This is a genomic window from Stenotrophomonas sp. YJH_SMC_138 (assembly GCF_059369855.1).
Genome location: NZ_JCAFTB010000005.1, coordinates 60206 through 84703, shown reverse-complemented (window position 1 = coordinate 84703; position 24498 = coordinate 60206). Strand labels below are relative to the sequence as shown.

Sequence of the window (24498 nt, the reverse complement as noted above, 5' to 3'; positions counted from 1 at the left end):
GCGCTCTTGTCAGGTGAAGGGGTCAGCGGGCGATGGTCTGTGTACGCCAGATCTTCTTCTGCAGCTGCAGGATCCCGTACACCAGCGCCTCGGCGGTCGGCGGGCAGCCCGGGACGTAGACGTCCACCGGCACCACGCGATCACAGCCGCGCACGACAGAATAGGAGTAGTGGTAATAGCCACCACCGTTGGCGCAGCTACCCATCGAGATGACCCACTTCGGGTCCGGCATCTGGTCGTAGACCTTGCGCAGCGCCGGGGCCATCTTGTTGACCAGGGTACCGGCCACGATCATCACGTCGGACTGACGCGGCGACGGGCGGAACACCACGCCGTAACGGTCAAGGTCCAGGCGCGCGGCGCCGGCGTGCATCATCTCGACCGCGCAGCAGGCCAGGCCGAAGGTCATCGGCCACATCGAGCCGGTGCGCGCCCAGTTCAGCAGTGCGTCGACGCTGGTGGTGACGAAGCCCTTTTCCAGCAGCGGGTTGTCGCCTTCCGGCCGCAGGATGTCATCAACCCGGCCTTCCGGCGACGGGTTGTTCATGAGGCCATCGAGAGTCTGAATCACTCCCATTCCAGCGCTCCCTTCTTCCAGACGTAAATGAAACCGAGGAACAGCATGCCGACGAACAGGCCCATGGTGATGAGCGAACGGGCGCCCAGCTCCATGAAGACCTGGGTCCACGGCACGATGAAGATGATTTCCAGGTCGAAGACGATGAACTGGATCGCGATCAGGTAGTAGCGCACGTCGAACTTCATGCGCGCGTCTTCGAAGGCCTCGAAGCCGCACTCGTACGGCGACAGCTTTTCCAGATCGGGGCGGCGGGGACCGAGGAATCGACCAACCAGCATCAGCGTAATGCCGATACCGGTGGCAACGATCAGAAACAGCAGAGAAGGCAAATATTCGGCCAGCACAGCGATTCTCTCTTGCCTCTGCCGCCGCGCCTGCAGGCGCTTTGGCATGGGGGAGTGGACGGGAACCTGCCTGGCGCCTTGCGCGCCAGACGAACCCGCTTTACTTACAAATGGTGCCCAAGAGGGGACTCGAACCCCTACGACTTGCGTCGCTACCACCTCAAGGTAGTGCGTCTACCAATTCCGCCACCTGGGCAAACGATCACATCAGACTATCTTCCCGATGCGCCGCGTATTGTAACCGGCTTCAGTGTTTCTGGGAGCCTTCCGAAGGCTTTTCTTCACCAGAAACCGAAGATTCCGCCTGAGCCGGCACATTCGCCGCCGGAACCGGGGCGGCCGGGACCGGATCGGCCTTCGGAACGGCCGGCAGTTCGCCCGCCGGAGCCGCCGGCGCACTGGCCGCCGGGGCGGACATCAGGCCCAGGTCCTGGTCGGCCGCCGGACGGGTGCCGTGACCGGCATACCAGGCCATGAAGAGACTGATGCCGAAGAACACGACGGCCAGCCACTTGGTCGACTTGGACAGGAAGTTCGAGGCGCCACGCGCACCGAACACCGTACCCGAGGCGCCGGCGCCAAAGCCCGAACCCGCCGCCGCACCCGAGCCACGCTGCATCAGGATCAGCGCGATCATGGCCACAGCGACCAGCACGTAGACGACATTGAGGATCAACATCAGCATTGGAAACCGCCCTCGGACAATACTTCTAGGATTAGTTCGCGGCCGCCGCCCGTGCGATGGCCAGGAAGTCCGCGGCCACCAGGGAGGCGCCGCCGACCAGCCCACCATCGACATCCGGCTGCGCGAACAGTTCCCCGGCATTGTCGGGCTTCACGCTACCGCCGTAAACAATGGGCAGTGAATCAGCAATTCTAGCATCGAAGCGCGCAACTTCGCCACGGATGAACGCGTGCACCTGCTGTGCCTGCTCCTTTGTAGCGGTACGGCCGGTACCGATGGCCCAGACCGGCTCGTAGGCGACCACGGCCTTGGCAAAGCCGGCCGCGCCGACCAGTTCCAGCACCGGCGCCAGCTGGCTGGCGATGACCGCTTCGGTCTGCCCGGCCTCGCGCTGCTCCAGGGTCTCGCCCACGCACAGCACCGGCACCAGGCCGGCATGCTGGGCGGCGGCGAACTTGCGCGCGACCAGCTCGCTGCTTTCATGGTGGTACTGGCGGCGCTCGGAATGCCCGACCAGGCCATAGCGGGCCCCGACCTCGACCAGCATGGCCGCGCAGACCTCGCCGGTATAGGCGCCCTTCTCGTTGCTGCTCACGTCCTGCGCGCCGAAGGCCAGGCCGGTCTCGCCGAAGTCCTCGACCAGCTCGCCCAGGTACGGCAGCGGCGGCAGGATCACCACGTCCACCCCCTCCAGCGGCAGCCCGGCGGCCACCTGCCCCAGCAGTTCATTGGCGAATTGACGGCTGCCATGCAGCTTCCAGTTTCCGGCGACGATCTTGCGGCGCATGAGCGGGTGGCTCCTGTGTGAAGTCAGCCGGTCATGATACCCGTTGCGGCAAAAATCCGTTTCCTTGTAAGCGGTTACATGGATTTTCAGCCAACGGCGCAGCCCCTCGTGGCGGGAGTTTGTTTGGGTTGGTCGCGGAAAGCCCGGTTGGATTGGTGGGCTTGGCCGGGCGGGTGGGGACGGCGGGGGACGCCGTAAACCCGTCCGTGGGGGCTTGGCCGCGGCATCCATGCCGCGGACACCCCCGTCATCCCCACCCGCCCGGCCTCCGACACATTCCGGCGGTTCCGCCCGCCACGGAAAGAAAAAAGAAGAGCAAGAGCAAAAGCGGCATACCACGTGCCCTGCCCCACTTCGATCTGACAGATCTCATCCACGCATGGCGTGGATCTACCGTGTCGAGCAAGGTCGACACCCACCAACCGTCACCGGGAAACTGTCGGAGGCGGGGAGGTGTCGGATGGCGGGGTGTCCGCGGCATGGATGCCGTGGCCAAGCCCCCAGGGATGGGTTTACGGCGTCCCCGCCATCCGACACCTCCCCGCCTCCCCACGGAACACCCCAGAGCCGCTTTGGCTTTGGACTTGCCGGCCAGCGGCCGGCACTACCGCGGGTGCAGGGTGCAACCCTGCAAAGAAAAAGGCCGCCTTTCGGCGGCCTCACTTTTCCTTACTTCAGCTTGATCTCGCGCAGGCGTTCCTCGAGGAAGCCGTGGGCGGTGATCGCCTCCGGATACCGGCTCGGGTTCTCCGGGGTGATGCACGAGGGCAGCACGTCGATCAGGTAGTCGGGGTTCGGGTGCAGGAAGAACGGCACCGAATAGCGCGGCTGGCGCGCCAGGTCACCCGGGGGGTTGACCACGCGGTGGATGGTCGACGGATACACGTGGTTGGTCAGGCGCTGCAGCATGTCGCCGATGTTGACCACGATCGTGTCCGCATCTGACGTAAATGGCACCCACTCGCCGTCATGCGACTGCACTTCCAGGCCTGCGGCACTGGCGCCGACCAGCAGGGTGATGAAGTTGATGTCGCCATGGGCACCGGCACGCACGTTCGGGATGTCGTCAGTGGTGATCGGCGGGTAGTGGATCGGGCGCAGGATCGAGTTGCCGAAGTTGGTCTTGTCGGCGAAGAAGTCTTCCGGCAGGCCAATGTGCAGGGCCAATGCGGACAACACGCGCGACCCCAGGTTGTCCAGCGCCTGATACAGGCCGTAACCGCGCTCACGGAAACCTTCGACCTCGGCCGGCCACAGGTTCGGCGCCATCACGTCCCGGTACTTGGAATCGTCGGCGATCTCGCGGCCGATGTGCCAGAACTCCTTCAGGTCGAAATGCTTGGAGCCCTTGGCGGTTTCCACGCCGAACGGGGTGTAGCCGCGGGCGCCGCCGCTGCCGGCCACGTGGTACTTGCGCTTGACCTCTTCCGGCAGGGCGAAGAAAGCCTTGAAGGCATCGTAGGCCGCGTCGATGTCGGCCTGCGGGATGCCGTGGTTACGGATGCCCGCGAATCCCCATTGGCGGTAGGCCGCGCCCAGCTCGGCCACGAAGGCCTCGCGGTCGCTGTCGAAACGGGTGATGTCGAGGGTGGGGATCTGGCTCACAGCGGTTCCTGGCTTGTCGTTGGGTCTGAGGGGGCCAACGCATTCATGGCCCGCCTGAACATTGTGACAGATCGCCCGGGGGACGCCACTCGATACACGGAAACAAACCGATACAATGCGCGACCCGCGCGCGGAGCAACGCTTCCGTCACGTTGGCCCCGCCCCTCTCCTGCACCCCCTGAACCTGCCCCACCATGCCCGCAGCTGCCCCTGCCGCCCCTGCCATTGAAGGTTCCGCCCGGCGCTGGCGGCGGCTGGCCTGGTGGTCGCTGTTCATCGCCGGCAATGCGGTACTGGCCGCGGCGATTGCGCTGGGCAATGTACCGCTGCGTGACAATCCGGGCGGCGGCGCCGGCCTGGCCTATCTGGCGGTCGCCCTGCCCGGCCACCTGCTCGCGTTCGGTGCGCTGGCCGGCCTGCTGCCGCTGCTGCTGGGCCTGTGGCCACGCAGCGCGCGTACGCTGAGCATCAGCGCGGCCGTGCTGCAGGGCCTGTGGCTGTGCCTGCTGCTGGTCGACGCCAAGGTCTTCACCCTGTACCGCTTCCACCTCAATGCCATGGTTGTGAACATGGTGTTCGGCGGCGCCCTGCAGGACCAGGTTGCCCTGTCCTGGAAGACCTGGCTGCAGGTCGGCCTGCTGGTTGCCGCGGTCTTCACCGCCGAGGGCCTGCTGGCCTGGGCGTGCTGGAAACTGCTGCCGGCCGCGCCGCGCCGTCGACGGGTGCTGCAGGCCTGGGCGGTGGTCGCGCTGCTGATGGCCGGCGGCCAGGTCGCCACGGCCTACTACGACGCCCGCGGCGACCGTGATGTGATCGCGCAGTGGAACTACCTGCCGTGGGCGCAGCCGATCACGGCCAAGAGCTTCATGCGGCGCCTGGGCGTGGTCAGCCAACAGCACGCCGGCCTGCCCGACCCGCGCCATGCGCAGCTGCTGTACCCGCTGCATCCGCTGCGCTGCCAGAGCCCACATCGTCCCAACGTACTGATGGTGGTACTGGAGTCGCTGCGCCACGATGTGCTGACACCGCAGCTGATGCCCAACACGTCGACGCTGGCGCAGGATGCGCGCGTCTTCGACCACCATTTCAGCACCGGCAATGCCACCCGCTACGGCCTGTTCGGACTGCTCTACGGCCTGCCCGGCGGCTATTGGCCGAGCATGCTTGACGAGCAGCGTGGCTCGCAGCTGTTCCAGGTGCTGGGCCAGCAGGGCTACGACCTGCACCTGTACGGCAGTGCGCCGTTGTACAGCCCGGAGTTCGATCGCACGGTGTTCGCCGATGTCCGCGACCAGCTGCACCAGGGGCCGGCAGCGCTGAAGTCAGACGGCCGCGACCGCGCGATCATCAGTGCGCTGCAGCAGGACATCCGCGCCAGCCAGGCCGCGCAGCGACCGTGGTTCGGCTTCGTGTTCCTCGACTCCACCCATGCGCCCTACCACATGCCCGAGGGCTATCCGGCGGTGGCCACACCGATGGCCGCCGATATCGATTTCCTCAAATTCGGCCCGGAGCATGACCCGACGCCGGAACTCAACCGCTACCGCACCGCCGTGCACTATGCCGACAGCCTGATCGGCTCGCTGCTGGACGACCTGCGCGCACAGGGCCTGGCCGAGGACACCATCGTGCTGGTCACCGGTGACCATGCCGAAGAGTTCAACGACCTCAAGCTGAACTACTGGGGCCACAACGGCAACTTCTCCGACTATCAGCTGCAGGTCCCGTTCGTGCTGCATTGGCCGGGCAAGGCCGCTGGCCACGACGCACGCACCAGCTCGCACGAAGACTGGGTGCCGACACTGATGCGCCACGCACTGGGTTGCGAGAACGCACCGGCCGATTACAGCACCGGCCAGGACCTGCTGGCCGAGCCGCAGGGCACGCGTGCGCTGGTGGTCGAAAGCTGGTCGCAGCGCGCGGTGCGCCATGGCGATGCCATCTATGTGTTCGACAAGTTCGGCAACGCCACCGCCCTGGACCTGCGCTACCGGCCGCTGCCACAGCAGGCGCCCGATGCGGCCGCCGTACGCACTGCATGGGAAGCGCTGACCCGCTTCCGCAACCGCTGACCCTCAAGGATCGATCCTGCATGAACCGTCCGCTGCGCATCCTGCACACTGAAGCCGCCAAGGGAATGGGCGGGCAGGAGATCTACATCTTCCGCCACATGCAGGTGATGCGCGCGCGTGGCCACGAGGTGGCGCTGCTGTGCCAGCCCGAAGCGCGACTGGCCCAGCTGGCACGCGATGATGGTTTCACCGTGCATACCCTGCGCATGGGTGGCCTGCTGCGCCTGCTGCGCGGCATCTGGTCGGTCTCGCGCCTGGTGCGCCGCGAACGCTATGACGTGGTCAACACCACCAGCCGCCGTGACGCACTGATCGCCGCCGCCGGTGCACGCCTGGGCGGCACGCCGCTGGTGGTGCGCTCGCGCCACCTGATGAGCCCGGTCAACTCGCTGCTGACCTATACCGGCCTGCCGCACCGGGTGCTGACCGTCAGCAGCTTCGTCAAGCAGTTGCTGGCCGCGCGCGGCATTCCGGCCGAACACATCGGTATCGTGCCGCCCATCGCGGTCCCGCCGCGCTGGAGCGAAATCCGCAAGGACGACCCCTGGCAATGCCTGCAGGAGGTACGCGCGGACGTGCGCGCCGAACTCGGCTTCGGCGAACAGGACATCGTGGTCGGTTGCGTGGCGGTGCTGCGCGAACCCAAGGGTCATGCCGACCTGCTGCAAGCGATGGTACCGCTGTGCAAGACGCACCCGAACCTGCACCTGGTGGTGGTCGGCGATGGCCAGCCGGTCATGGACCGGCTGCAGGCGCTGCGCGACGAGCACGGGCTGCAGCAGCAGGTCCATCTGCTCGGCTATCGCGATGGCGCATGCCGGCTGATGGCTGGCTTCGACATCTTCGCGCTGGCATCGCACAAGGAAGCGGCCGGTACCGTCTTCCTGGAGGCCGCCTATGTCGGGGTGCCGATCGTGGCCACGCGGGTGGGTGGCGTGCCGGAGATGGTGATGGATGGCAGCAATGCGATCCTCACCCGGCTGGGCGACAATGCAGCCCTGACAGGCGCCCTGCGCCTGCTGGTGGACGATCCGGAACGGCGGCGGCAGATGGGCCGCGCCGGGTGGGACTGGATGCGCAGCGCGCACCGGTTCACTCCCGACGGCCACGGTGAGACCACCGAACACTATTACCACCAGTGGCTGAAGGAGCTGGGACATGGCTGATGCCCGAACCGTACCGGTGCTGATGCACCACCACGTCAGTCCGTCGCCGGGCATGATCACCGTGTCACCGGAGAATTTCGAAAGCCAGATCGCGTGGCTGGCCGGCAACGGCTGGACGTCGCTGACACTGGACCAGTACGCCGGCTTCCTGGCCGGCAAGCCGGTGCCGCGCAAGTCGATCGTGATCACCTTCGACGATGGCTACCTGGACAACTGGGTGTATGCGCACCCGATCCTGCAGAAGTACGGCATGCACGCGGTGGTGTTCGTGGTCACCGGCTGGATGGGCGAAGGCCCGGAGCGGCCCCACGCCGGGCTTGCCGGGGCAACGTTGCCTGCCACGCCGGACCATCGCGGCTGCGAAGCGGCGATCTACGAGCAGAACCGCAGCGACGACGTGATGATGCGCTGGAGCGAAGCGCGCGCGGCCATCGCCGCCGGCACCTTCGAAGTGCATTGCCACACCCATACCCACACCCGCTGGCTGCGCCGCGACGACCTGGACCGCGCACAGCGCCGTGCCGGCCTGAGCCACGACCTGGCAGTCTCGCGCGACGTCCTGCAGGACAAGCTTGGCGAGGTGTCCGATACGCTGTGCTGGCCCTACGGCGATTTCGACCAGGACCACATCGAGGTGGCGCGCGAGCACGGCTTCCGCTACCTGCATACCACCCACCCGTTCGGACGCAATGTGGTGGGCGGCGACCCGGAGCGCATCTATCGTTTCGCGATCCGCAACCGCCCGGCCAGCTGGCTGCGAAAACGCATCGCACAGAGCTACAACCCGCTGATCGCACCGCTGTTCAATGGCTTCAAGGCACGCCAGAAGAAGATGGTGCCGGGGCCGTAGGCAACCCACCGCCCTGCCCCTTCAACGAAAACGCCCCGGCATTCCGGGGCGTTTTCGTTGGGCGGATGTGCAGCGGCCTCAGGCGGCGGCTTCACGTACCGCCGCGGACAGTCGATCCAGCGTGTCCTGCATCAGCGTCGCATCATCGGCCTCGACCGTGACCCGCACCACCGGCTCGGTACCGGACGGGCGCAGGAACGCACGGCCACGGCCGGCCACCGACTGCTGCGCGACAGCCAGCGCGGCCTGCACGCTGCCGGCCTGCACCGTGGCCTTGGCCGAGACATTGCCCAGCCGCACGTTGACCGTCTTCTGCGGCACCCGCACCAGTCCTTTCAGCGCCTGGCGCAGGGTCTGCCCGCTGTTGCGCAATGCCACCAGCACCTGCAGCGCGCTGACGATGCCGTCGCCGGTGGTGGCCCGATCCAGGCACAGCAGGTGGCCGGAGGCTTCACCGCCGAGCACGCCGCCGCCTTCCATCAGCGCCTGGTGCACGTAGCGATCGCCGACATTGCTGCGCACGAACGGAATCTGCAGGTCGGCAAATGCCTTCTCGACGCCGTAGTTGCTCATCAGCGTGCCGACCACCGGGCCGCGCAGGCGGCCTTCGGCTTTCCATGCACGGGCCAGGATATACAGCAGGTCATCGCCGTCGACCGGGTTGCCCTGGTCGTCGGCCATCAGCACGCGGTCGCCATCCCCATCGAAGGCGATGCCGAGATCGGCGCGGGTTTCGCGGACCTTGGCCGCCAGGTTGTCGATGTGGGTGGAACCCACGCCGGCGTTGATGTTGACGCCGTTGGGCTCGGCACCAATGCCGATCACCTCGGCGCCCAGTTCACGGAACAGCAGCGGCGCGATCTGGTAGGTGGCGCCGTGCGCGCAGTCCAGCACCAGGCGCACGCCACGCAGGTCGAACGCGCGCGGCACGCTGGCCTTGCAGAACTCGATGTAGCGGCCGACCGCTTCGCGCGCACGCGACGCCTTGCCCAGCTTTTCCGATTCGGCGGTGGTGAACGGGATGTCCAGCGCCGCTTCCAGGGCCAGCTCGGTGGCATCGTCGAGCTTCTCGCCCTGGGCGGAGAAGAACTTGATGCCGTTGTCGTAGTGCGGGTTGTGCGAGGCGCTGATGACGATGCCAGCGTCCACGCCAAGCGTACGGGTCAGGAACGCCACCGCCGGGGTCGGCATCGGCCCCAGCAACTGCACGTCCGCACCGGCGGCGACCAGGCCGGCTTCCAGTGCCGCTTCGAACATGTAACCGGAGATGCGGGTGTCCTTGCCGATCACCACGATCGGCCGGCGCCCATCCTGGCCGCGCTGGTCGACCAGGACACGGCCCAGGGCGTTGCCCAGGCGCAGCACGAAGTCGGCCGAGATCACGCCCTGGCCGACCCGTCCACGGATGCCATCAGTACCGAAGTACTTGCGGCCTCCCATCAAGCCACCTCCGGCGCCGGCTGACGGCCCAGCATTGCCAGCAGATCGGACAGGCGGTCGCGCATTTCGCGACGGTCGCAGATCTGGTCGATGGCGCCGTGCTCCAGCAGGAATTCCGAGCGCTGGAAGCCTTCCGGCAGCTTCTCGCGCACGGTCTGCTCGATCACGCGCGGGCCGGCGAAGCCGATCAGCGCCTGCGGCTCGGCGATGTTGATGTCACCCAGCATCGCGAAGGAGGCCGACACGCCGCCGGTGGTCGGATGGGTCAGCACCGAGATGTACGGCAGGCCGGCTTCACGCAGCTTGCCCAGCGCGGCCGAGGTCTTGGCCATCTGCATCAGCGAGAACAGGCCTTCCTGCATGCGGGCGCCACCGCTCTGCGAGAAGCACACGTAGGGCGCACCGATCTCGACCGCGGTTTCCGCGGCCAGTGCGAAACGCTCGCCGACCACCGAGCCCATCGAGCCGCCCATGAAGGCGAAGTCGAACGACGATGCCACCAGCGCACGGCCCTTGAGCAGGCCGCGCATGGCGATCAGCGCGTCGTACTCGCCGGTGTTCTTCTGCGCGATCTTGATGCGCTCGCTGTACTTCTTCTGGTCCTTGAACTTGAGCAGGTCGGTCGGCCCCAGGCGCGCACCGATCTCGGTGGTGCTGTCGGCATCGAACAGGGCAGCCAGGCGCGCACGCGCACGGATCGCCATGTGATGGCCGCACTTCGGGCAGACTTCCAGGTTCTCTTCCAGTTCCGGACGGTACAACGCGCTGCCGCAGTTGCTGCACTTTTCCCACAGGCCCTCGGGGACACTGCGCTTCTTGCTGGGGGTGTTGTCGGTGCGGATGCCGGACGGCATCAACTTGCTGAGCCAACTCATGCGGGAGGACACTTCCGTTCAGGGCGGCCCGGGGGCCGCAAAGGCGGACAGTCTAGCTCCGCTTTCCCCGCCCGTGCACCCCCTTGCCAGCCACGGGGCAGCCGGAAAAAACCATGCTGGGACGTACGTTTAGGTGCTGGGGCGGTGCCCGCCGCTGGCCGGCAGCCCTTGCGTGCAGACCGATGGGTAGTGCCGGCCGCTGGCCGGCAGCCCTTGCGTGCAGACCGATGGGTAGTGCCGGCCGCTGGCCGGCAGCCCTTGCACGCGAGCCCTCAGGAGGATGCCGGCCAGCGGCCGGCACTACCGTTACGCGTCCAGCGCCTGCCGCAGCGGGGCGAGGAAGGCCCGGGCGTGCTGCGCGGCCTCTTCCGCCGAGCCCGCTTCGGCCAGCGCCGCCACCAACGCGCTGCCCACCACCACGCCGTCGGCCTGGCGGGCCATGGCCGCGGCACTGGCGGCATCCTTGATGCCGAAGCCCGCCACCACCGGCACCGACGCACGCGCGCGCAACGCCTGCAGGCGGGCACTGGCGGCATCGCTGTCCAGGCGCTCGGACGCGCCGGTGACACCGGCAAAGCTGACGTAGTAGAGATAGCCACGGGCCAGCGCCAACAGCTTGTCGGCTCGCGCCTCACTGGTGGTCGGCGACGCCAGCAGTACCAGCGCAAGGCCGGCTGCGTCGAACGCCTGCTGGGCGTCGCCCGCTTCTTCCGGCGGCAGGTCGACCAGCAGCACGCCGTCCACGCCGGCGTCGACGGCGGCCTTGGCGAAGGCCGCGTAACCGTGGATCTCCACCGGGTTCAGGTAGCCCATCAGCACCACGGGGGTCTGCGCATCGCGCTCGCGGAACTGCGCCACGGCCTGCAGGACGTAGCGGCTGCCGGCGCCGCGCGCCAGCGCGCGCTCGGAGCTGCGCTGGATGGTCGGGCCATCGGCCATCGGGTCGGAGAACGGCACGCCCAGTTCAATCACGTCGGCGCCGGCGTCGACCAGTGCGTGCATGACCGGCACGGTGGCCTCCAGCGAGGGATCACCGGCCGTGACGAAGGGGATCAGCGCCTTGCGCTGCTGTTCGCGCAGACGCTGGAAACAGGCATCGAGTCGGGATACGGACATTTCAGGCACATCCTTCAATCAGTTCAATCGCATCGCTGGTTCCCCAGTACATCTGGGTGACCCGCCCTTCAAACAGTTCCACGCGGATACCCAGGTCCGAACCCGGGTCCTGCCAGGTGAGGTACTCGCCCTGGTCACCGTCGTAGGCATGCGGGCTGGATACCGGCGGCTTCGGGAACTGGGCCATGGCCTGGGCGCGGGTCATGCCGACACGCAGGCCGAACGGACCGGGCTGCTGGGTCGGCGCCCCGCTGTCCGGATCCAGGCCGAGATCGAAACGGACGACGCGATCTTCATCGGTCATCATCGACACGCCGGGCGGCAGCCCCTTGCCGTCGTAGTACTCGCAACTGCCGCCGATGGCTTCGACCGCCCCTTGCGCGGTCCACGGCCCGAGTGCCTTCAGATCGCCCATGTGCTGGCCGATCAGCACCTCGCCGGCATGGTCCAGCGCCACCGAGACCACCGCGGGCGCGCCATCGCTGTCCATATCTTCCATGGACGGCGGATCGACGATCGGCGCACGTGCCATCGGGTCGAGGTCATCATTCGCGGCCGCCTGCTGTGCCGGCTGCGTGGTGGCCTTGGCGGCCGGTGCCAGCAGAGGCGGCTCCGGCGGCTGGCACGCGGCCAACCCCAGCGCCAGCAGCAGCACGCCACTGTTGCGCAGCAGCGCGCTCACAGCACCAGCCCTTCGCGCGCGGCGATGGTATGCACATCCTTGTCGCCACGGCCGGACAGATTGCACAGCACGATCTGGTCACGCGGACGCTCACGCGCCAGCTTGATCGCCTGCGCCAGCGCATGGCTGGACTCCAGCGCCGGCAGGATGCCCTCGGTATGCGCCAGCAGGTGGAAGGCCTGCAGTGCTTCGTCATCGGTGATGCCGAGGTAGCGCGCGCGGCCGGTATCGGCCAGGAATGCGTGTTCGGGGCCGACGCCCGGATAGTCCAGGCCGGCCGACACCGAATGGGTCTCGATGATCTGGCCGTCGTCGTCGCACAGTACATAGGTGCGGTTGCCATGCAGCACGCCCGGGCGACCGGCGGCGATCGATGCAGCATGGCGACCGGTGCTGATGCCATCACCTGCGGCCTCGGCGCCGACGATCTCGACCTGGCGGTCGTTGAGGAAGGCATGGAACAGGCCGATGGCATTGCTGCCGCCGCCGACGCAGGCAGTGATCGCATCGGGCAGGCGGCCGTACTCGGCCAGCATCTGCTCGCGTGCCTCGCGGCCGACGATGGCGTTGAAGTCGCGCACCATGCGCGGGTAGGGATCCGGACCGGCGACCGTACCGATGATGTAGAAGGTGTCCTGCACATTGGTCACCCAGTCGCGCATCGCTTCGTTGAGCGCGTCCTTCAAAGTGGCCGAACCGGAGGTGACCGGCACCACCGTCGCGCCGAGCAGCTTCATGCGGTAGACGTTGATCTTCTGCCGCTCGATGTCGGTGGCGCCCATGTACACCACGCATTCCAGGCCCAACCGCGCGGCAACCGTGGCGCTGGCCACGCCGTGCTGGCCGGCACCGGTCTCGGCGATGATGCGCTTCTTGCCCATCCGCGCCGCCAGCAGCGCCTGGCCGATGGTGTTGTTGATCTTGTGCGCACCGGTGTGGTTCAGGTCTTCGCGCTTGAGCAGGATCTGCGCGCCGCCGACATGGTCGCTCAGCCGCTGGGCGTGGTAGATCGGGCTCGGCCGGCCCACGTAGTGGGCCAGGTCGCGGTCGTAGGCGGCCTGGAATGCCGGATCCTGGCGGGCCTGGTCATAGGCCTGGGCGAGTTCCTGCAGCGGGCCGACCAGGGTTTCGGCAACGAAGCTGCCACCGTAGCGGCCGAAATGGCCCTGGGCATCCGGGAAGGCGTGGTAGTCGGCAATGGGGGAGGCAGACATGGAAGCGACCGCTGGTTCGAGACAGGTGGATACTCTAGCGCACGGGTCGTGACCGGAAAATGGATATTATCTGGCATATACCGTCAGGAAATCTCACATGAGCCGTTCGCTGTTGCCACCGCTCAATGCGCTGCGCGCGTTCGAGGCCACCGCCCGCCTGGGCGGGGTTGGCCGCGCCGCGCAGGACCTGCACGTGACCCACGGCGCGGTCAGCCGCCAGCTGAAGCTGCTGGAAGACCACCTCGGCCTGGCGCTGTTCCAGCGGGCCGGTCGCGGCCTGCGCCTGACCGCTGCGGGCACGCGCCTGCAGGCAGCGTGCAGCGAGGCCTTCAGCGGCATCGAAGACTGCGTGCGCGAACTGCGCCGGCCGACGGCGGCCCCGGCGCTGGTGCTGGGCTGCAGCGGCAGCGTGCTGGCGCGCTGGATGATTCCGCGCCTGCCCGCACTGCAGGCCGCCCTGCCCGGCGTACGCCTGCAGTGGTCGGCGCTGGATGGCAGCTTCACCGAGGCGCAGGCCGCACTGGACGCGGTGCTGCTGCTGGCGCAGGGGCCGTGGCCCCGGGGCTGGCAGGTGCGTGAGCTGGCGCCGGAACGGGTCGGCGTGGTGGTGGCCCCCTCGCATCCGGCCGCGCAGCGCCTGCGGCATGTGCCGCCCTCGGCGCTGCTGCAGGAGACGCTGCTGCACACCAGCTCACGGCCGCAGGCATGGCCGGCGTGGGCGCAAGCGCACGATCTGGACACCTCGAAGCTGCAGCTGGGTACTGCCTTCGAACACCTGTACTACCTGCTGGAGGCAGCGGTGGCCGGGCTGGGCCCGGCGATCGCACCCGAGCCACTGGTGGCCGAGGACCTGGCCGCCGGGCGACTGGTCGCGCCGTGGGGATTTGCCGCCACCGGTGGCTTCTGGGTGCTGGCGCGACCGGATGGACCGGCAGATGGGCGCGTGGATGCGCTGGCCGACTGGCTGGGCCAGCAACTGCGCTGACAACAAAAAGGGGACGGAGGGGATTAAGTCGCAAGTGGCACAAACGACTTAATCCCCTCCGTCCCCTTTTTTCAGCTGGCAGTCGGGGTGGCCAGTCGCTGCTGCAGGTCTTCGCGCAGGCGCGACAGCTCGACTTCGGCCTGCTGCCGCTGCTGCATTCCTTCGCGATGGATGCTGCGCACTTCCTCGACCGTGGCGATCAACTGGTCGTGCACGTGGCGCAGCGTCGCCACGTCGATCACGCCGCGCTGGTTGCTGCGCGCGGTATCCACCGAGGCCTGGCGCAGCAGGTCGGCGTTGCGGCGCATCAGCTCGTTGGTGGCATCGTCGATGGCGGTGGACAGCTCGACCGCGGCCTTCTGCTCACCCAGCGAAAGCTGGATGGCGAACTGGCGCTTCCACGACGGGATGGTGATCTCGCGCACCGTGTTGAACTTCTCGATCAGCTGCAGCGCGTTGGCCTGGATCAGGCGGATCATCGGCAGCGACTGGTCGGCCGCATGCTGCATCAGCTGCAGGTCGGACACGCGCTTTTCGAGGAGGCGGATCGCGTTGTCGACTTCGCTCTGGCGGATGCGCTGCTGCGGATCCTCACTGCCCTGCCCGGCCTGCTGCTCGGCCTGCAGTTCGGCCAGGCGCTGCTTGCCGGCCGCAGCATACAGGCCCAGCGCATGGCGTTCTTCGCGGACGATGTCATGCATGCGGTCGAACTCGCCCACGCGCTTGCCCATCAACGCCTGCTGCACACCGACATCACCCAGCAGCTGCTCGATCTGCGCATTGGTGTCGCTTAACTTCTGCACCAGCTCGCCCTTGGATACGCGCAGGCGGTCGATCAGGCCACCGATCACCGGCACCTTCGACCGCTGCGCGAAGCCGTCCAGCTTCAGGCTGCGTGCGATGCGCACCACTTCGCCCAGTTTCTCGCCGCTGGCATCGAGGTCACGATTGCGCACCTGGTCCAGCAACTGGCTGGAAAACGCTGCGGTGCGCGTGGCCGCTTCGCGACCGAAGACCTGCAGGTTGCCCGGGCGCAGGTCTTCCAGCTCCAGACGGATCTCGGCGATGCGCGGCAGATCCTCGCGGACCAGGCCAAGCGCCTGCAATGCGCCTTCATCGAGCGGAACGGCGGTAGTCGTGCCGGGCACGAGGGCACCGGGGGTCTGGCTGTCCTGGGTCATCGGGCAGTCTCCTTGCAGTTGGGTAAGCGGCAGCGGCGGCCGGCTCAAGGCAGTCTAGCCTGAGCCGCCGCGACCTCGTCATCGATCTGTGCGTGCAGCGTGGCGGCCTTCGCCGCCAATGTGGCGCCGGCCGCGGCCTGGCCCGCCGCGGCGGCCTGCCGCCAGGCTGGCAACAGGACGTCATGGATGCGCGCGAAGCGTTGCAGCAGCACGTTGTCCTGGTCCTGCAGGAGCTGCCACTGGCCGGCCTCGAGACGGCGCAGCGTGGCCAGCCGGCGCAGGTGATCGAGCCGTTGCGACAGCGCGGCCTGGCCGGCGGTATCCAGCGACGCCAGCCGCACCGCTGCCAGCTCGACCCAGGCGTCCAGCGCTGCGGCCGCCGCTGAATGTCCGGCGATGGCCATGGCCCGCAGCTGCAGCTGCTGCTGCAGCTGCTGGGCCTGCTCGCGCGCCTGCAGGGCCAGCACGCCCAGCTGCGACTGCAGCGCACGTCCTTCCGCCTCGCGATCGACATCGCGCCCCAGCAGGCGGCCCCACCAGCCCGCCTGCTGCCGGATCTGCGCCGGGTTATCGGCCTGCAGGGCCAGCGCGATGCGTGCCAGTGCGGCCACCAGCCCTGCGCCCGCGCCCGGCGGCAACGGTGTTTCGCGCCGCGCCAGCGCCTGCAGCAACGGCGCACCATAGTCGGCCAGCGCGGCGACATCGGCCGTGTCCGGCAAGCTCGGTGGCGGCAGTGGCGCCTGCATGGTCACGGCAGCGGCGGCGGCTTCGGTGTCGTCGCTGGAATCTCCTCACCGTCGTCCGGCGGCAACGACTCGCCGTAGAAGTGACGCATCAGCGCCTCATCCAGCGCGCGCTCCTCCGGCGTCGTGGCACGGCGCACACGCGCACGCTGCGCCACCGCACTGTTCGGCACCCCACGCTCGACCTGCTGCCGCGCCCAGCCGGCGAACGCGGCCAGGGTCTGCGACACCTGTGCCTGCTGCGCCTGCGATGCCGCCAACAGTTCCACCAACGGTGCCAGGCCAGCCTGCAGGTCGTCGGCCAGGACCGTCGTCGGCACACTGGCGGCTGCCGCGACCGGCACCGGCGCGGCGGCCGGACGTGTTTCAGAAAGACGATGCAGGGCCTCCAGCAACGCCGGCCACGGTGCCGGGTCGGCAACGGCAATCGCTTCCGGCGCCGGCGGTGGAAGCTGCAGGGCGGTGGCGATGTCGGCCAGCTGCGCGACCACGCGCCCACCGACATCGCTGTCGTCGGCCCCCATGGCCTTGTTGCGCAGGAAGTCGCGCTTGATCTGCGTCCAGCGTTGCGCCTGCGTGTCGTCCAGCACGCCGCGCAGCTCGGCCAGCTTCAACAGGTTTTCTTCGGCGCCGGTGGTCAGCAGCTGTGCCTCGCCCAGGTAGTGGTCGGAGATCAACTGCTCCAGCTCATCCTCGTTCATCACCGGCGAGATCTTCTCGGCGAGCTTGTTCATGTTGCGGTAGCTACCCTGCAGCCGGAACGGCGGCTCGGTGCGGTAGCGGTCGTCCTGCGCGGCACTGGCGATGTACTGCTGGTTGACGCGGTAGACCACGTCGCGCACGCGCAGCATGCGCTGCAGGGTGGCGGTGATTTCGTTGATCTCCGCGCTGCTGTAGGCGTGGCTCAGGCCGTTGGTCGAGACCTCCTTGCCCATCGCCCGGTCGACCAGCGTGTACAGGTCAGCCATGTCGCGCGTAGCCAGCGGCGCCAGCACCGGGTTGGAAGTCAGGCTGTTCTCGATGTAGCTGAGGGTAAAGGCCGCCTCCATGCCACCGAGCACATCACCCAGGTTGTAGATGTCGGCACGGTTGGCCAGCATGTCCGGAATCTTGAACACCTCGCCAGACTCGGTGTACGGATTGCCGGCCATCACCACGCAGAATTTCTTGCCGCGCATGTCGTAGGTGCGGGTGCGACCGCGCCACACACCTTCGATACGGCGGGTGCCATCGCACAGCGAGATGAACTTCTGCAGGAACTCCGGATGGGTGTGCTGGATGTCGTCCACATACAGCATGGTGTTGTTGCCCATTTCCAGCGCCAGGTTGAGCTTCTCCAGCTCCTGCCGCGAGGTCGCGTCCGGTGCCTGGGCCGGGTCCAGCGACCGCACCTCGTGACCCAGCGCCGGGCCGTTGATCTTCATGAAGACCAGGCCCAGGCGGTGCGCCACGTATTCCATCAGCGTGGTCTTGCCGTAGCCGGGCGGCGAAATCATCATCAGCAGGCCCATCAGGTCGCTGCGCTTGTTCTCGCCGACCGTGCCCATCTGCTTGGCCAGGTTGTCACCGATCACGCCCAGGTAGACATCATTGATCAGCTTGTTGCGTACGAACGAGGACAGCGGCCGCGCCTTGAACTCGGAAAGCCGCAAGGTCTCGCGCTCGCGGCCGATGATGCCCTGGCGCAGCGCCTGGTAGGCATGGAACGCTGGCACGAAATGACGCAGGTGCTGCTTCAGGCGCGCCAGGAAATCATCCAGCGATACCACCAGCGTGCCGTTGCTGATGCGTGCGTGTTCACCCAGCAGGCCACTGACCTCCGCCTGCAGCGCGGCGTCGCTGGCACGGGTACGCAGCTGGCGCTGCACCAGCAGCAGTGCTGCAGCCTCGTCGACGTAGCCGGCATGCGGGGCATGCGCCGGCATCCGCGCCAGCGCCCGCAGCCACTGACCGGCCAGCGCCCAGCGCGTGGCCAGCGGATCCTGGCTGCGCTGCAGGGCGCGTTCGACCGCCTCGCGTTGCCCGGCCTGTTCCAGCTGCCGAGCCAGTGCCTCCAGCAGCGCTACCGCATGGCGGCTGCTGCTGAACACCGGTTCGCCGGCCGCCAGTTCCTCGCCCAGATAAGCGGCCGCGGCCTCTGCGGCATCGGCATCGAACGGCAACGCGTGGGATTGCGCATACGCCAGCAGTGCCTCGGCCATTTCCGCACGCAACGCCAGGCGCCCTTCGTCGGACCCCAGCAGGCGTGCCAGCGCTTCAGCACCCATCTGGCGGGCCGGCCATTGCGCCACCGCTTCGCGCCGCTGCTCGGCAGCCCAGAACAGCACCGCCAGCGCACGCACCCGCGGTGCATGCCGCAGGCTGCCGGCCGCCTGCTGCAAGGGCAGCAACGCACGCAGGATCAGCGCGGCATCATGGTCATGGATGCCGCGCTCGTAGCCTTCGCGGTAGCGCGGTGCGGCAAACGCACGCACGCGCTGGTCCAGTGCTTCGGGCGTGGCGACGTCGTGCTGCAGCGTGGCCAGGTCAAGCCCGTCGCTCCCCTCCTGCGCGGCCATCAACAGGCTGCCGGCAAGATACTCGCCGCGATACAGTGCAGGTGATTCGGAGTCCAGGGTGACCGGCCAGAACGGCTTCAGCGCATCCAGCTCCGGATCGTGCAGGGTCTCCAGGAAGTCGGTGCCGGTCAGATGGATCGCCAGCGTGTCACCACGCGGCAGCAGGGTCAGGTCCAGCGCCTGGGTGTTGACGCTGAAGCGATGGCGCGGCCCCAGCCGCACCACGTTGCCGCCCGCTTCGTACAGATCACTGCGGTCACGCAGCTGGCGCACCGCCTGGTCACGCACGCCCTTCAGGCGCGCTTCGATGTCGTCGGCCTTGACGTTGTCATGCAACGCGCGCAGGCGTTCGGCCAGCTCACGCAGCTTGAGGATCAGCGGATCGCCGGCAAAGAACGCATTGAGCTCATCGGCGGTGGCGAAGCGCTCGGTGCGCTTGGCCAGGCCATCGAGGATGCGGCTGGCCGCATCCAGCACCGAACGTGCCTTGCGCTGGCGGTCATCCAGCAGCGCCTGCTTGTGCGTTTCGAAGGCTTCAACCAGCTCTTCGCGCTTGCTCAGGATGTCGCCGAGGAACTGCTCGTGTTCGCCGAACTGGCTCTCCAGCTCCTCCAGCTGCACCAGCAGGCGCGACAGCTGCTCGTCGGCACGCTCCGGGTCCGTGGCCAGCGCCAGCGCGCTGGTGATCGACTGCGAGAACAGCGCGAACTGCGCGGCGAACTGCGCCACGGCCTCGGCTGAGCCGAGCGACCTGCGGCGCTGATCGGCACGCGCGCGGGCCTGGTTGAGGCGGCCGTACAGCACCGAAATGGACTCGACCACGCGGGTGCGGGCGGTGGCATCGTCCACCTTCAGGCCGGCCATCAGTTCAGACAGCATATCCAGATCGGCCGCCATCCCGCGCAGCCCCTCCAGCTGCTCATCCAGCTGGCGGGCACTCTGCGCCTGCTGCGCAGCTTCATCCAGCGCCTGCAGGCGCGTGGTCAGCGGCACCAGCGCGGCATCGCCGGCGAGGAAGTCACCCGTGGCGGCGCCGACATGATCCTGCGCCTCCACCAGCTCGGCCGTCATCGTCTCGATGCGCGCGGTGTCGATGTAGCGCAGCTCGCGGATGGTCAGCAGCCGTCCACGCAATGCGGTGATCGCATTGAGGGCCTCGACGAAGGCCTGCACCTCGTTCCAGTTCTGCGGCTGCAGCCGGCCCAGCAGCGCCTTGTGCGCGGCCTCTGCCTCGACCATCGCCTGCGCCGACTGCTGGCGGATCGACTGCACCTTCTCGTACTCGTCCAGCACCGATTCGCCGGTGGCGCTGATCTGCCGCAGCAGCGCCTCGGCGCCATCGCAGGCCGCGTCGCCCAGCCAGTGGTGGGCATCGAACAGGCGCCGGGTGTCGGCCACCAGGCGCTGGTAGCGCTGCACCGACACGTCCTGGCCATCGATCTCGCGCGCCAGGTTGAACAGGTTGGAGATGCCCCGCACCAGTTCGGCGTTGCCGATGCGTCCCATGAAGGTGTTGCCGGGTGGCCGGCTTGCAGCAAACTCGTCACTGCTGAACGGGGTCTGCCAGACCTGCATCGGATGGATGCGGGTCGGTTCGCTGCCTTCGGCATGGAACAGCACCATGCGCCCGTCCTGCATCAAGGCGTAGCCATGGCCGAACACCGGGTTCTGCAGCACGCGCTGGATGGTGTTGTAGACGAACAGCGCCGAGCGCCCGCCTTCGCGCTCGTAGAAGATGTACAGCACGTCCTCGCCGTTGGGCGAACGGATGCTGCGCTTGAACTGCATGCCGGCCATCGAGGCGTCGAACGCCTTGTGCTCGCCGCCCTGCAGGTAATAGCCACCCGGGAAGATCACGCCGTGGTCTTCGGGCAGCTGCACGCAGGCCTGCACGATCGCATCGTTGCGCACGATGCCGCCGGTCAGCGTGTTGTAGATCAGCCCGCGCCACTCCGTCTCGCGGTACGGCAGCACTTTCAGCAGCACCAGCGAGCCGACCCGGGCGAACTCGAACTGGGCGTCGTCCAGCGACTGCGTGCTGTCCTCCACCGGTTCGCTGTAGATGCCCTGCCCGGTCTCGGTGTTGTTCTCGACCTTGATCGTGAGGTCGCCGCCGGTGGTCTCCACGAACAGGGTATCGAGGATGTTCAGGTGCGAATGGCGGCCATTGACCGCCAGGTCGCGGGTCGCCCGGGTCCATTCGAAGTCGAACGGCGGCGGCAGTGCGATATCGCGCTCACCGCGCGCATCCAGATAGGTCAGTTCGCCATCGCGCGACAGCGCCCAGCGGAACACGCGCACGTCGCTGCTGCGCTCACCGATCTGGAACGACGCCAGCAGCTTGTCGCCCACCACGATCAGCTGCAGCAGGCGCGCGTGCTTGTAGTAGGCGTACAGTTCGTTGAAGTCGTGCACGAAGCCGGGCTGGTCGAGGAAGCTGCCCTTCAGCTCCAGCGCCGCCACGTCGTAGCCGTCGCTGCCCTGCACCAGCCGGTACAGGCCGAACACGTCCTCGATGCGGGTCTGGGTCTTCAGCCCGATGAACACGTTGTAGCCGAACAGCAGGCGGTCCGGCCCGACCTGCACGATGTCACGGCCGACGCAGTTGTTTTCGCTGCGGATGCGGAAGCGCCCGACTACCTCCAGGCGGCTGTCGCCGAACTCGGCCAGGCGCTGGCGGTTGAGCGTTTCGGCCAGGCCCTGCAGGCGCTGGCCCTGCTCGGCCAGGCGGCGGCGCAGGACTTCATAGGCACCGCCCTGGGCAACGGCCTGGTCGACGGTAGTGCCGCCGGCCTCCGGTGCAGTGGATTCGGCGGACGGATGGGTATCAGACATCAGCAGGCTTCCGGCTCACGGGCGGACGGCCGCGGTTGCGGCCGGCGCGGGCGGGCGATGGCCGCAGCAGCCATCGCCCGATGCATCAACGGGCGCTGTCGACCACGGTGGCCGACACGGTCGGCACCGCTTCGGCATCCTCGGCGATCTGGCGCGGCGCCGGTTCGGCCACGGCCACGCCCAGGTAGCGCTGCATCAGCTCCTGCACGATCGGGCTCTTGCCGGCAAAGCCTTCGATCGACTTGCCCAGCGACACCGCCTTGACCAGGTTCTCGAACATGCCGCCGTCGCCACCGACCAGGTCGATATCGGCGTTGCGCAACGCGCTGGCGATGACGTTGGCGTTCTCGCGCGAGACTTCCTTGCCGGCTTCGATCGAGGCCAGCGCCTGCTTCAGGCTGTTGTCCAGCATCATGCGGAACTCTTCGTGGCCACGTGCCTGGTCGCTCAGCGAAGCGATCGCTTCGAACTTGCGCACCAGGCCTTCGGCTTCGGCCAGCAGCTTCTTCTGCACCACGCCGGCTTCGGCGTTGCCCAGCGATTCGGTGGCGGTGGCACGGGCCAGGCCCATCTTCTCCTCACCCTGCGCCTGCGCCTGCAGGGTCTCGGCCAGCACGCGGGCTTCGTTGCTGCCCTGCTTCAGGCTGGCTTCGGCCTTGGCTTCGATCACGCGGGCCTCGGCGATGCCGACCTTCTCGATGGCCAGTGCCGAAGCTTCACGCACCTGCGCTTCGGCCAGGCCCGGTGCGGCCTGCTCGGCGCGCAGCGCGTCGGCCAGCAGGCGCTTGGCTTCGGCCTGCTTGCCGGCTGCTTCGTGTTCGGCCTGGGCCAGCGTGGTCAGTTCCACTGCGCGATGCTTGGAAGCGGTCTCGCGTGCCTGCGCTTCCTTTACCTCGCGCACCAGCGATTCCTGTGCCTTGGCCTCGGCTTCCAGGATCAGCACCTGCTTCTGGCGGTCGGCCTCGGAGACCTCGCGCACTTCCTTGATGCGCTCTTCCTCCTGCGCCACGGTCTTGTCGATGGAGATGCGTTCGCGGGTGATGTTGGCCACGTCCATCTTGCCCTGCTCGACCACCTTGTCGCGCTCCACGCCCTGCAGCTGCACTTCGCGGTCGGTGGTGACCTGCTCAAGCTGGCGTGCGCGCTCCACGCGCTCGGCCTCGATGGCCACGGCGCGCTGGCGGTTCTGCTCGGCCACTTCCACTTCGCGCAGGCGGTTCTGGTCGCGGATCTCGATCAGCTGCTGTGCTTCGATGCGGGCGTTCTCGGACAGCTGGCGCTGCTCTTCCTGCACCTTGGCGGTCTCGGCCTCCTCGCGCGCGCGGATGGTCTCGATCTCGCGCTTCTGGCGTGCTTCGGCTTCGGCCTGCTGGCGTTCCAGCGCCAGCAGCGCTTCACGCGCTTCCACGTTCTTCTTGGTGATGGCGAGCTTCTCGTTCTGCTCCAGCTCGTTGGTCACCACGTTCTGCGCGGCGGTCAGCTCGGTGATCTTGCGGATACCCTGCGCGTCAAGGATGTTGAACTGGTCCAGCAGCGCCTTCGGGGTCTGCTCCAGGTAATCGATCGCCACGTCTTCCAGCACATAGCCGTTGAGGTCGTTGCCGATCACCGCGATGATCTCGTCGCGGAACTCCTGGCGCTTCTCGAACAGTTCGGTGAAGTCGAACTTCTTGCCGACCGTCTTCAACGCTTCGGAGAACTTGGCGTTGAACAGCTCATCGACGGCATGCTTGTCCGACGCACGGTCGGCACCGATGGCCTTGGCCACGCGCAGCACGTCGGCCTGGGTCTCGTTCACCCGCAGGTAGAAGGCCACGGCGATGTCGGCACGCATGTTGTCGCGGCAGATCAGGCCTTCCTTGCCACGGCGGTCGATCTGCAGGGTGATCAGGCTGATCCGCATCAGCTCGGCGCGGTACAGCACCGGGATGATCAGCGCACCGGTGAAGTGCACCTTGGGCGTGGAGCTCATGTCGTTGACGATCAGGGCCACGCCCTGGTCGACCTTGCGGTAGAAGGCCTTGAACAGCCCGGCCACGCCCAGCAGCAGGACGAGCAGGCCGCCGGCGACGGCCAGGAACGGTAAGAGGGATGCCAACGTCATTGATGAGTCTCCTTGTTGCCCGGAAGCAGGTTGTCCTGGAAATCGAGGGCGATCGCATCGGCGCGGACCACCCGGTAATAGTGTTGTTCGGCCATGTGCTCGACCAGCACGATGCGCTCGCCACGCTGCAGTTCGATGTCGCTGCGGATCTGCAGCACCAGCCCGGCGCCGCCATCATCGACCGTGGCATGACCGCTGCGTGCGTCCACCTTCGGCGATGCGACCACGCCGGCCCGGCCGAGCAGCGATGCCTGCGGCACCGGCCGCAGGCGCAGCAGGAAGCGCCGGACCGGGCGCAGGATCAGCGCGATGAGCGGTACCGCTGGCAGCGGTGCCAGCACCGCCACGAGCGTACCCAGGCCCCAGCGCAGCAGGTCCGGCAGCGGCAGCAGTACGAACAGATGGATGAAATAGGTGATGAGCCAGCCGAACAGGCTCAGCAGGGTGACCACCACCATGATCGGGACGCCACCCAGGCCCCAGCGCGCCAGCATGGCCGACAGGCCACTGAGGTCGGTCCCCGCCTCGATCGCGCCATCGGCGCCGAGATTGCCAAAACCGTCATCGACCAGGCCGAACGCCGCAACCGCCCAATACATCACCGACACCAACAGCAGAATGCTGTACGGCAGCGTCGGGTAACCGAGTACGACGGTGAGAAACTCCTGCATCGCTT

Annotated in this window: 19 protein-coding genes and 1 tRNA gene; 4 read left to right on the top strand and 16 right to left on the bottom strand. The window is 67.6% G+C overall.

The genetic code is table 11. The annotated features are described in order from the left end of the window. Positions 1-22: 22 nt before the first annotated feature. The 6 genes from AC5P7I_RS12395 to AC5P7I_RS12370 all read right to left on the bottom strand — a co-directional run bounded on the left by AC5P7I_RS12395 (position 23) and on the right by AC5P7I_RS12370 (position 4001). Positions 23-577, bottom strand: a complete 555-nt coding sequence (locus AC5P7I_RS12395) for a NuoB/complex I 20 kDa subunit family protein (RefSeq protein ID WP_005417936.1) — start codon at positions 575-577, stop codon at positions 23-25. Further along, positions 568-924: an NADH-quinone oxidoreductase subunit A gene (locus tag AC5P7I_RS12390; RefSeq protein ID WP_008265012.1), complete on the bottom strand. Its 357-nt coding sequence runs from the start codon at positions 922-924 to the stop codon at positions 568-570. Before AC5P7I_RS12390 ends, AC5P7I_RS12395 begins: the two co-directional genes overlap by 10 nt. Positions 925-1035: 111 nt before the next feature. Further along, positions 1036-1120 (bottom strand) — tRNA-Leu (locus tag AC5P7I_RS12385). Between the two features lie 51 nt (positions 1121-1171). Then, positions 1172-1609: a preprotein translocase subunit SecG gene (gene secG / locus AC5P7I_RS12380; RefSeq protein ID WP_014647871.1), complete on the bottom strand. Its 438-nt coding sequence runs from the start codon at positions 1607-1609 to the stop codon at positions 1172-1174. A gap of 31 nt (positions 1610-1640) precedes the next feature. Next, positions 1641-2396: a triose-phosphate isomerase gene (gene tpiA / locus AC5P7I_RS12375; RefSeq protein WP_053495921.1), complete on the bottom strand. Its 756-nt coding sequence runs from the start codon at positions 2394-2396 to the stop codon at positions 1641-1643. Between the two features lie 669 nt (positions 2397-3065). Next, positions 3066-4001 carry an isopenicillin N synthase family dioxygenase gene (locus AC5P7I_RS12370; RefSeq protein ID WP_014647873.1) on the bottom strand — a complete coding sequence of 312 codons (936 nt, stop codon included), beginning with the start codon at positions 3999-4001 and terminating at the stop codon, positions 3066-3068. A gap of 194 nt (positions 4002-4195) precedes the next feature. Here AC5P7I_RS12370 and AC5P7I_RS12365 point away from each other — a divergent pair, with 194 nt between their 5' ends. Genes AC5P7I_RS12365 through AC5P7I_RS12355 form a run of 3 tightly spaced genes read left to right on the top strand, consistent with a single transcriptional unit; the run spans position 4196 to position 8089 of the window. Beyond that, a complete protein-coding gene (locus tag AC5P7I_RS12365) occupies positions 4196-6073 on the top strand; it encodes a DUF3413 domain-containing protein (RefSeq protein WP_075076295.1) in 1878 nt (625 codons plus the stop codon). A gap of 20 nt (positions 6074-6093) precedes the next feature. Continuing rightward, positions 6094-7239 (top strand): glycosyltransferase family 4 protein, encoded by a 1146-nt coding sequence (locus tag AC5P7I_RS12360; protein WP_075076294.1) that lies wholly within the window; start codon positions 6094-6096, stop codon positions 7237-7239. Beyond that, on the top strand, positions 7232-8089 hold the full coding sequence (locus AC5P7I_RS12355; protein ID WP_049407821.1) for a polysaccharide deacetylase family protein: 858 nt from the start codon (positions 7232-7234) through the stop codon (positions 8087-8089). Before AC5P7I_RS12360 ends, AC5P7I_RS12355 begins: the two co-directional genes overlap by 8 nt. A 78-nt stretch (positions 8090-8167) precedes the next feature. On the opposite strand, the gene glmM is transcribed toward AC5P7I_RS12355, so the two are convergent. The 5 genes from glmM to trpB all read right to left on the bottom strand — a co-directional run bounded on the left by glmM (position 8168) and on the right by trpB (position 13416). Next, the gene (gene glmM / locus AC5P7I_RS12350; protein WP_053495739.1) at positions 8168-9529 is read right to left on the bottom strand and encodes a phosphoglucosamine mutase; all 1362 of its coding nucleotides are present in this window, start codon (positions 9527-9529) and stop codon (positions 8168-8170) included. Then, positions 9529-10404 carry an acetyl-CoA carboxylase, carboxyltransferase subunit beta gene (gene accD, locus AC5P7I_RS12345; protein ID WP_005410473.1) on the bottom strand — a complete coding sequence of 292 codons (876 nt, stop codon included), beginning with the start codon at positions 10402-10404 and terminating at the stop codon, positions 9529-9531. Before accD ends, glmM begins: the two co-directional genes overlap by 1 nt. Positions 10405-10710: 306 nt before the next feature. Beyond that, entirely contained in the window at positions 10711-11520 is an 810-nt protein-coding gene (trpA, locus tag AC5P7I_RS12340; protein ID WP_014647878.1) for a tryptophan synthase subunit alpha, read from the bottom strand. 1 nt (position 11521) lies between these two features. After that, the gene (locus AC5P7I_RS12335) at positions 11522-12202 is read right to left on the bottom strand and encodes a hypothetical protein (protein WP_262088015.1); all 681 of its coding nucleotides are present in this window, start codon (positions 12200-12202) and stop codon (positions 11522-11524) included. Beyond that, a complete protein-coding gene (gene trpB, locus AC5P7I_RS12330) occupies positions 12199-13416 on the bottom strand; it encodes a tryptophan synthase subunit beta (RefSeq protein ID WP_032957499.1) in 1218 nt (405 codons plus the stop codon). Before trpB ends, AC5P7I_RS12335 begins: the two co-directional genes overlap by 4 nt. 97 nt (positions 13417-13513) lie before the next feature. Here trpB and AC5P7I_RS12325 point away from each other — a divergent pair, with 97 nt between their 5' ends. Further along, on the top strand, positions 13514-14401 hold the full coding sequence (locus AC5P7I_RS12325; RefSeq protein ID WP_032957497.1) for a LysR family transcriptional regulator: 888 nt from the start codon (positions 13514-13516) through the stop codon (positions 14399-14401). Between the two features lie 71 nt (positions 14402-14472). Here the strand turns inward: AC5P7I_RS12325 and AC5P7I_RS12320 are convergent, their stop codons facing one another. From AC5P7I_RS12320 to AC5P7I_RS12300, 5 genes are all read right to left on the bottom strand, one after another. After that, positions 14473-15582, bottom strand: a complete 1110-nt coding sequence (locus AC5P7I_RS12320; RefSeq protein ID WP_262088016.1) for a toxic anion resistance protein — start codon at positions 15580-15582, stop codon at positions 14473-14475. A 44-nt stretch (positions 15583-15626) separates the two neighbouring features. Continuing rightward, on the bottom strand, positions 15627-16328 hold the full coding sequence (locus AC5P7I_RS12315) for a hypothetical protein (protein ID WP_014647883.1): 702 nt from the start codon (positions 16326-16328) through the stop codon (positions 15627-15629). Between the two features lie 2 nt (positions 16329-16330). Further along, complete coding sequence (locus AC5P7I_RS12310) at positions 16331-21718, bottom strand: DNA repair ATPase (protein ID WP_262088018.1); 5388 nt, start codon at positions 21716-21718, stop codon at positions 16331-16333. 85 nt (positions 21719-21803) lie between these two features. Then, the gene (locus AC5P7I_RS12305) at positions 21804-23822 is read right to left on the bottom strand and encodes a hypothetical protein (protein WP_014647885.1); all 2019 of its coding nucleotides are present in this window, start codon (positions 23820-23822) and stop codon (positions 21804-21806) included. Then, positions 23819-24493, bottom strand: coding sequence for a DUF1449 family protein (locus AC5P7I_RS12300; RefSeq protein ID WP_164077423.1), 675 nt, complete (start codon positions 24491-24493; stop codon positions 23819-23821). The genes AC5P7I_RS12305 and AC5P7I_RS12300 overlap by 4 nt, the downstream gene beginning before the upstream one ends. Positions 24494-24498 lie beyond the last annotated feature (5 nt).

Bases quoted from the DNA above. Each gene is read 5' to 3' on its own strand.
- trpA (WP_014647878.1), bottom strand. From the start codon at position 11,520: ATGTCCGTATCCCGACTCGATGCCTGTTTCCAGCGTCTGCGCGAACAG.
- glmM (WP_053495739.1), bottom strand. From the start codon at position 9,529: ATGGGAGGCCGCAAGTACTTCGGTACTGATGGCATCCGTGGACGGGTC.
- AC5P7I_RS12365 (WP_075076295.1), top strand. From the start codon at position 4,196: ATGCCCGCAGCTGCCCCTGCCGCCCCTGCCATTGAAGGTTCCGCCCGG.
- AC5P7I_RS12325 (WP_032957497.1), top strand. From the start codon at position 13,514: ATGAGCCGTTCGCTGTTGCCACCGCTCAATGCGCTGCGCGCGTTCGAG.
- AC5P7I_RS12300 (WP_164077423.1), bottom strand. From the start codon at position 24,493: ATGCAGGAGTTTCTCACCGTCGTACTCGGTTACCCGACGCTGCCGTAC.
- tpiA (WP_053495921.1), bottom strand. From the start codon at position 2,396: ATGCGCCGCAAGATCGTCGCCGGAAACTGGAAGCTGCATGGCAGCCGT.
- AC5P7I_RS12305 (WP_014647885.1), bottom strand. From the start codon at position 23,822: ATGACGTTGGCATCCCTCTTACCGTTCCTGGCCGTCGCCGGCGGCCTG.
- AC5P7I_RS12320 (WP_262088016.1), bottom strand. From the start codon at position 15,582: ATGACCCAGGACAGCCAGACCCCCGGTGCCCTCGTGCCCGGCACGACT.
- accD (WP_005410473.1), bottom strand. From the start codon at position 10,404: ATGAGTTGGCTCAGCAAGTTGATGCCGTCCGGCATCCGCACCGACAAC.
- AC5P7I_RS12360 (WP_075076294.1), top strand. From the start codon at position 6,094: ATGAACCGTCCGCTGCGCATCCTGCACACTGAAGCCGCCAAGGGAATG.
- AC5P7I_RS12310 (WP_262088018.1), bottom strand. From the start codon at position 21,718: ATGTCTGATACCCATCCGTCCGCCGAATCCACTGCACCGGAGGCCGGC.
- AC5P7I_RS12355 (WP_049407821.1), top strand. From the start codon at position 7,232: ATGGCTGATGCCCGAACCGTACCGGTGCTGATGCACCACCACGTCAGT.
- AC5P7I_RS12395 (WP_005417936.1), bottom strand. From the start codon at position 577: ATGGGAGTGATTCAGACTCTCGATGGCCTCATGAACAACCCGTCGCCG.
- trpB (WP_032957499.1), bottom strand. From the start codon at position 13,416: ATGTCTGCCTCCCCCATTGCCGACTACCACGCCTTCCCGGATGCCCAG.
- secG (WP_014647871.1), bottom strand. From the start codon at position 1,609: ATGCTGATGTTGATCCTCAATGTCGTCTACGTGCTGGTCGCTGTGGCC.
- AC5P7I_RS12315 (WP_014647883.1), bottom strand. From the start codon at position 16,328: ATGCAGGCGCCACTGCCGCCACCGAGCTTGCCGGACACGGCCGATGTC.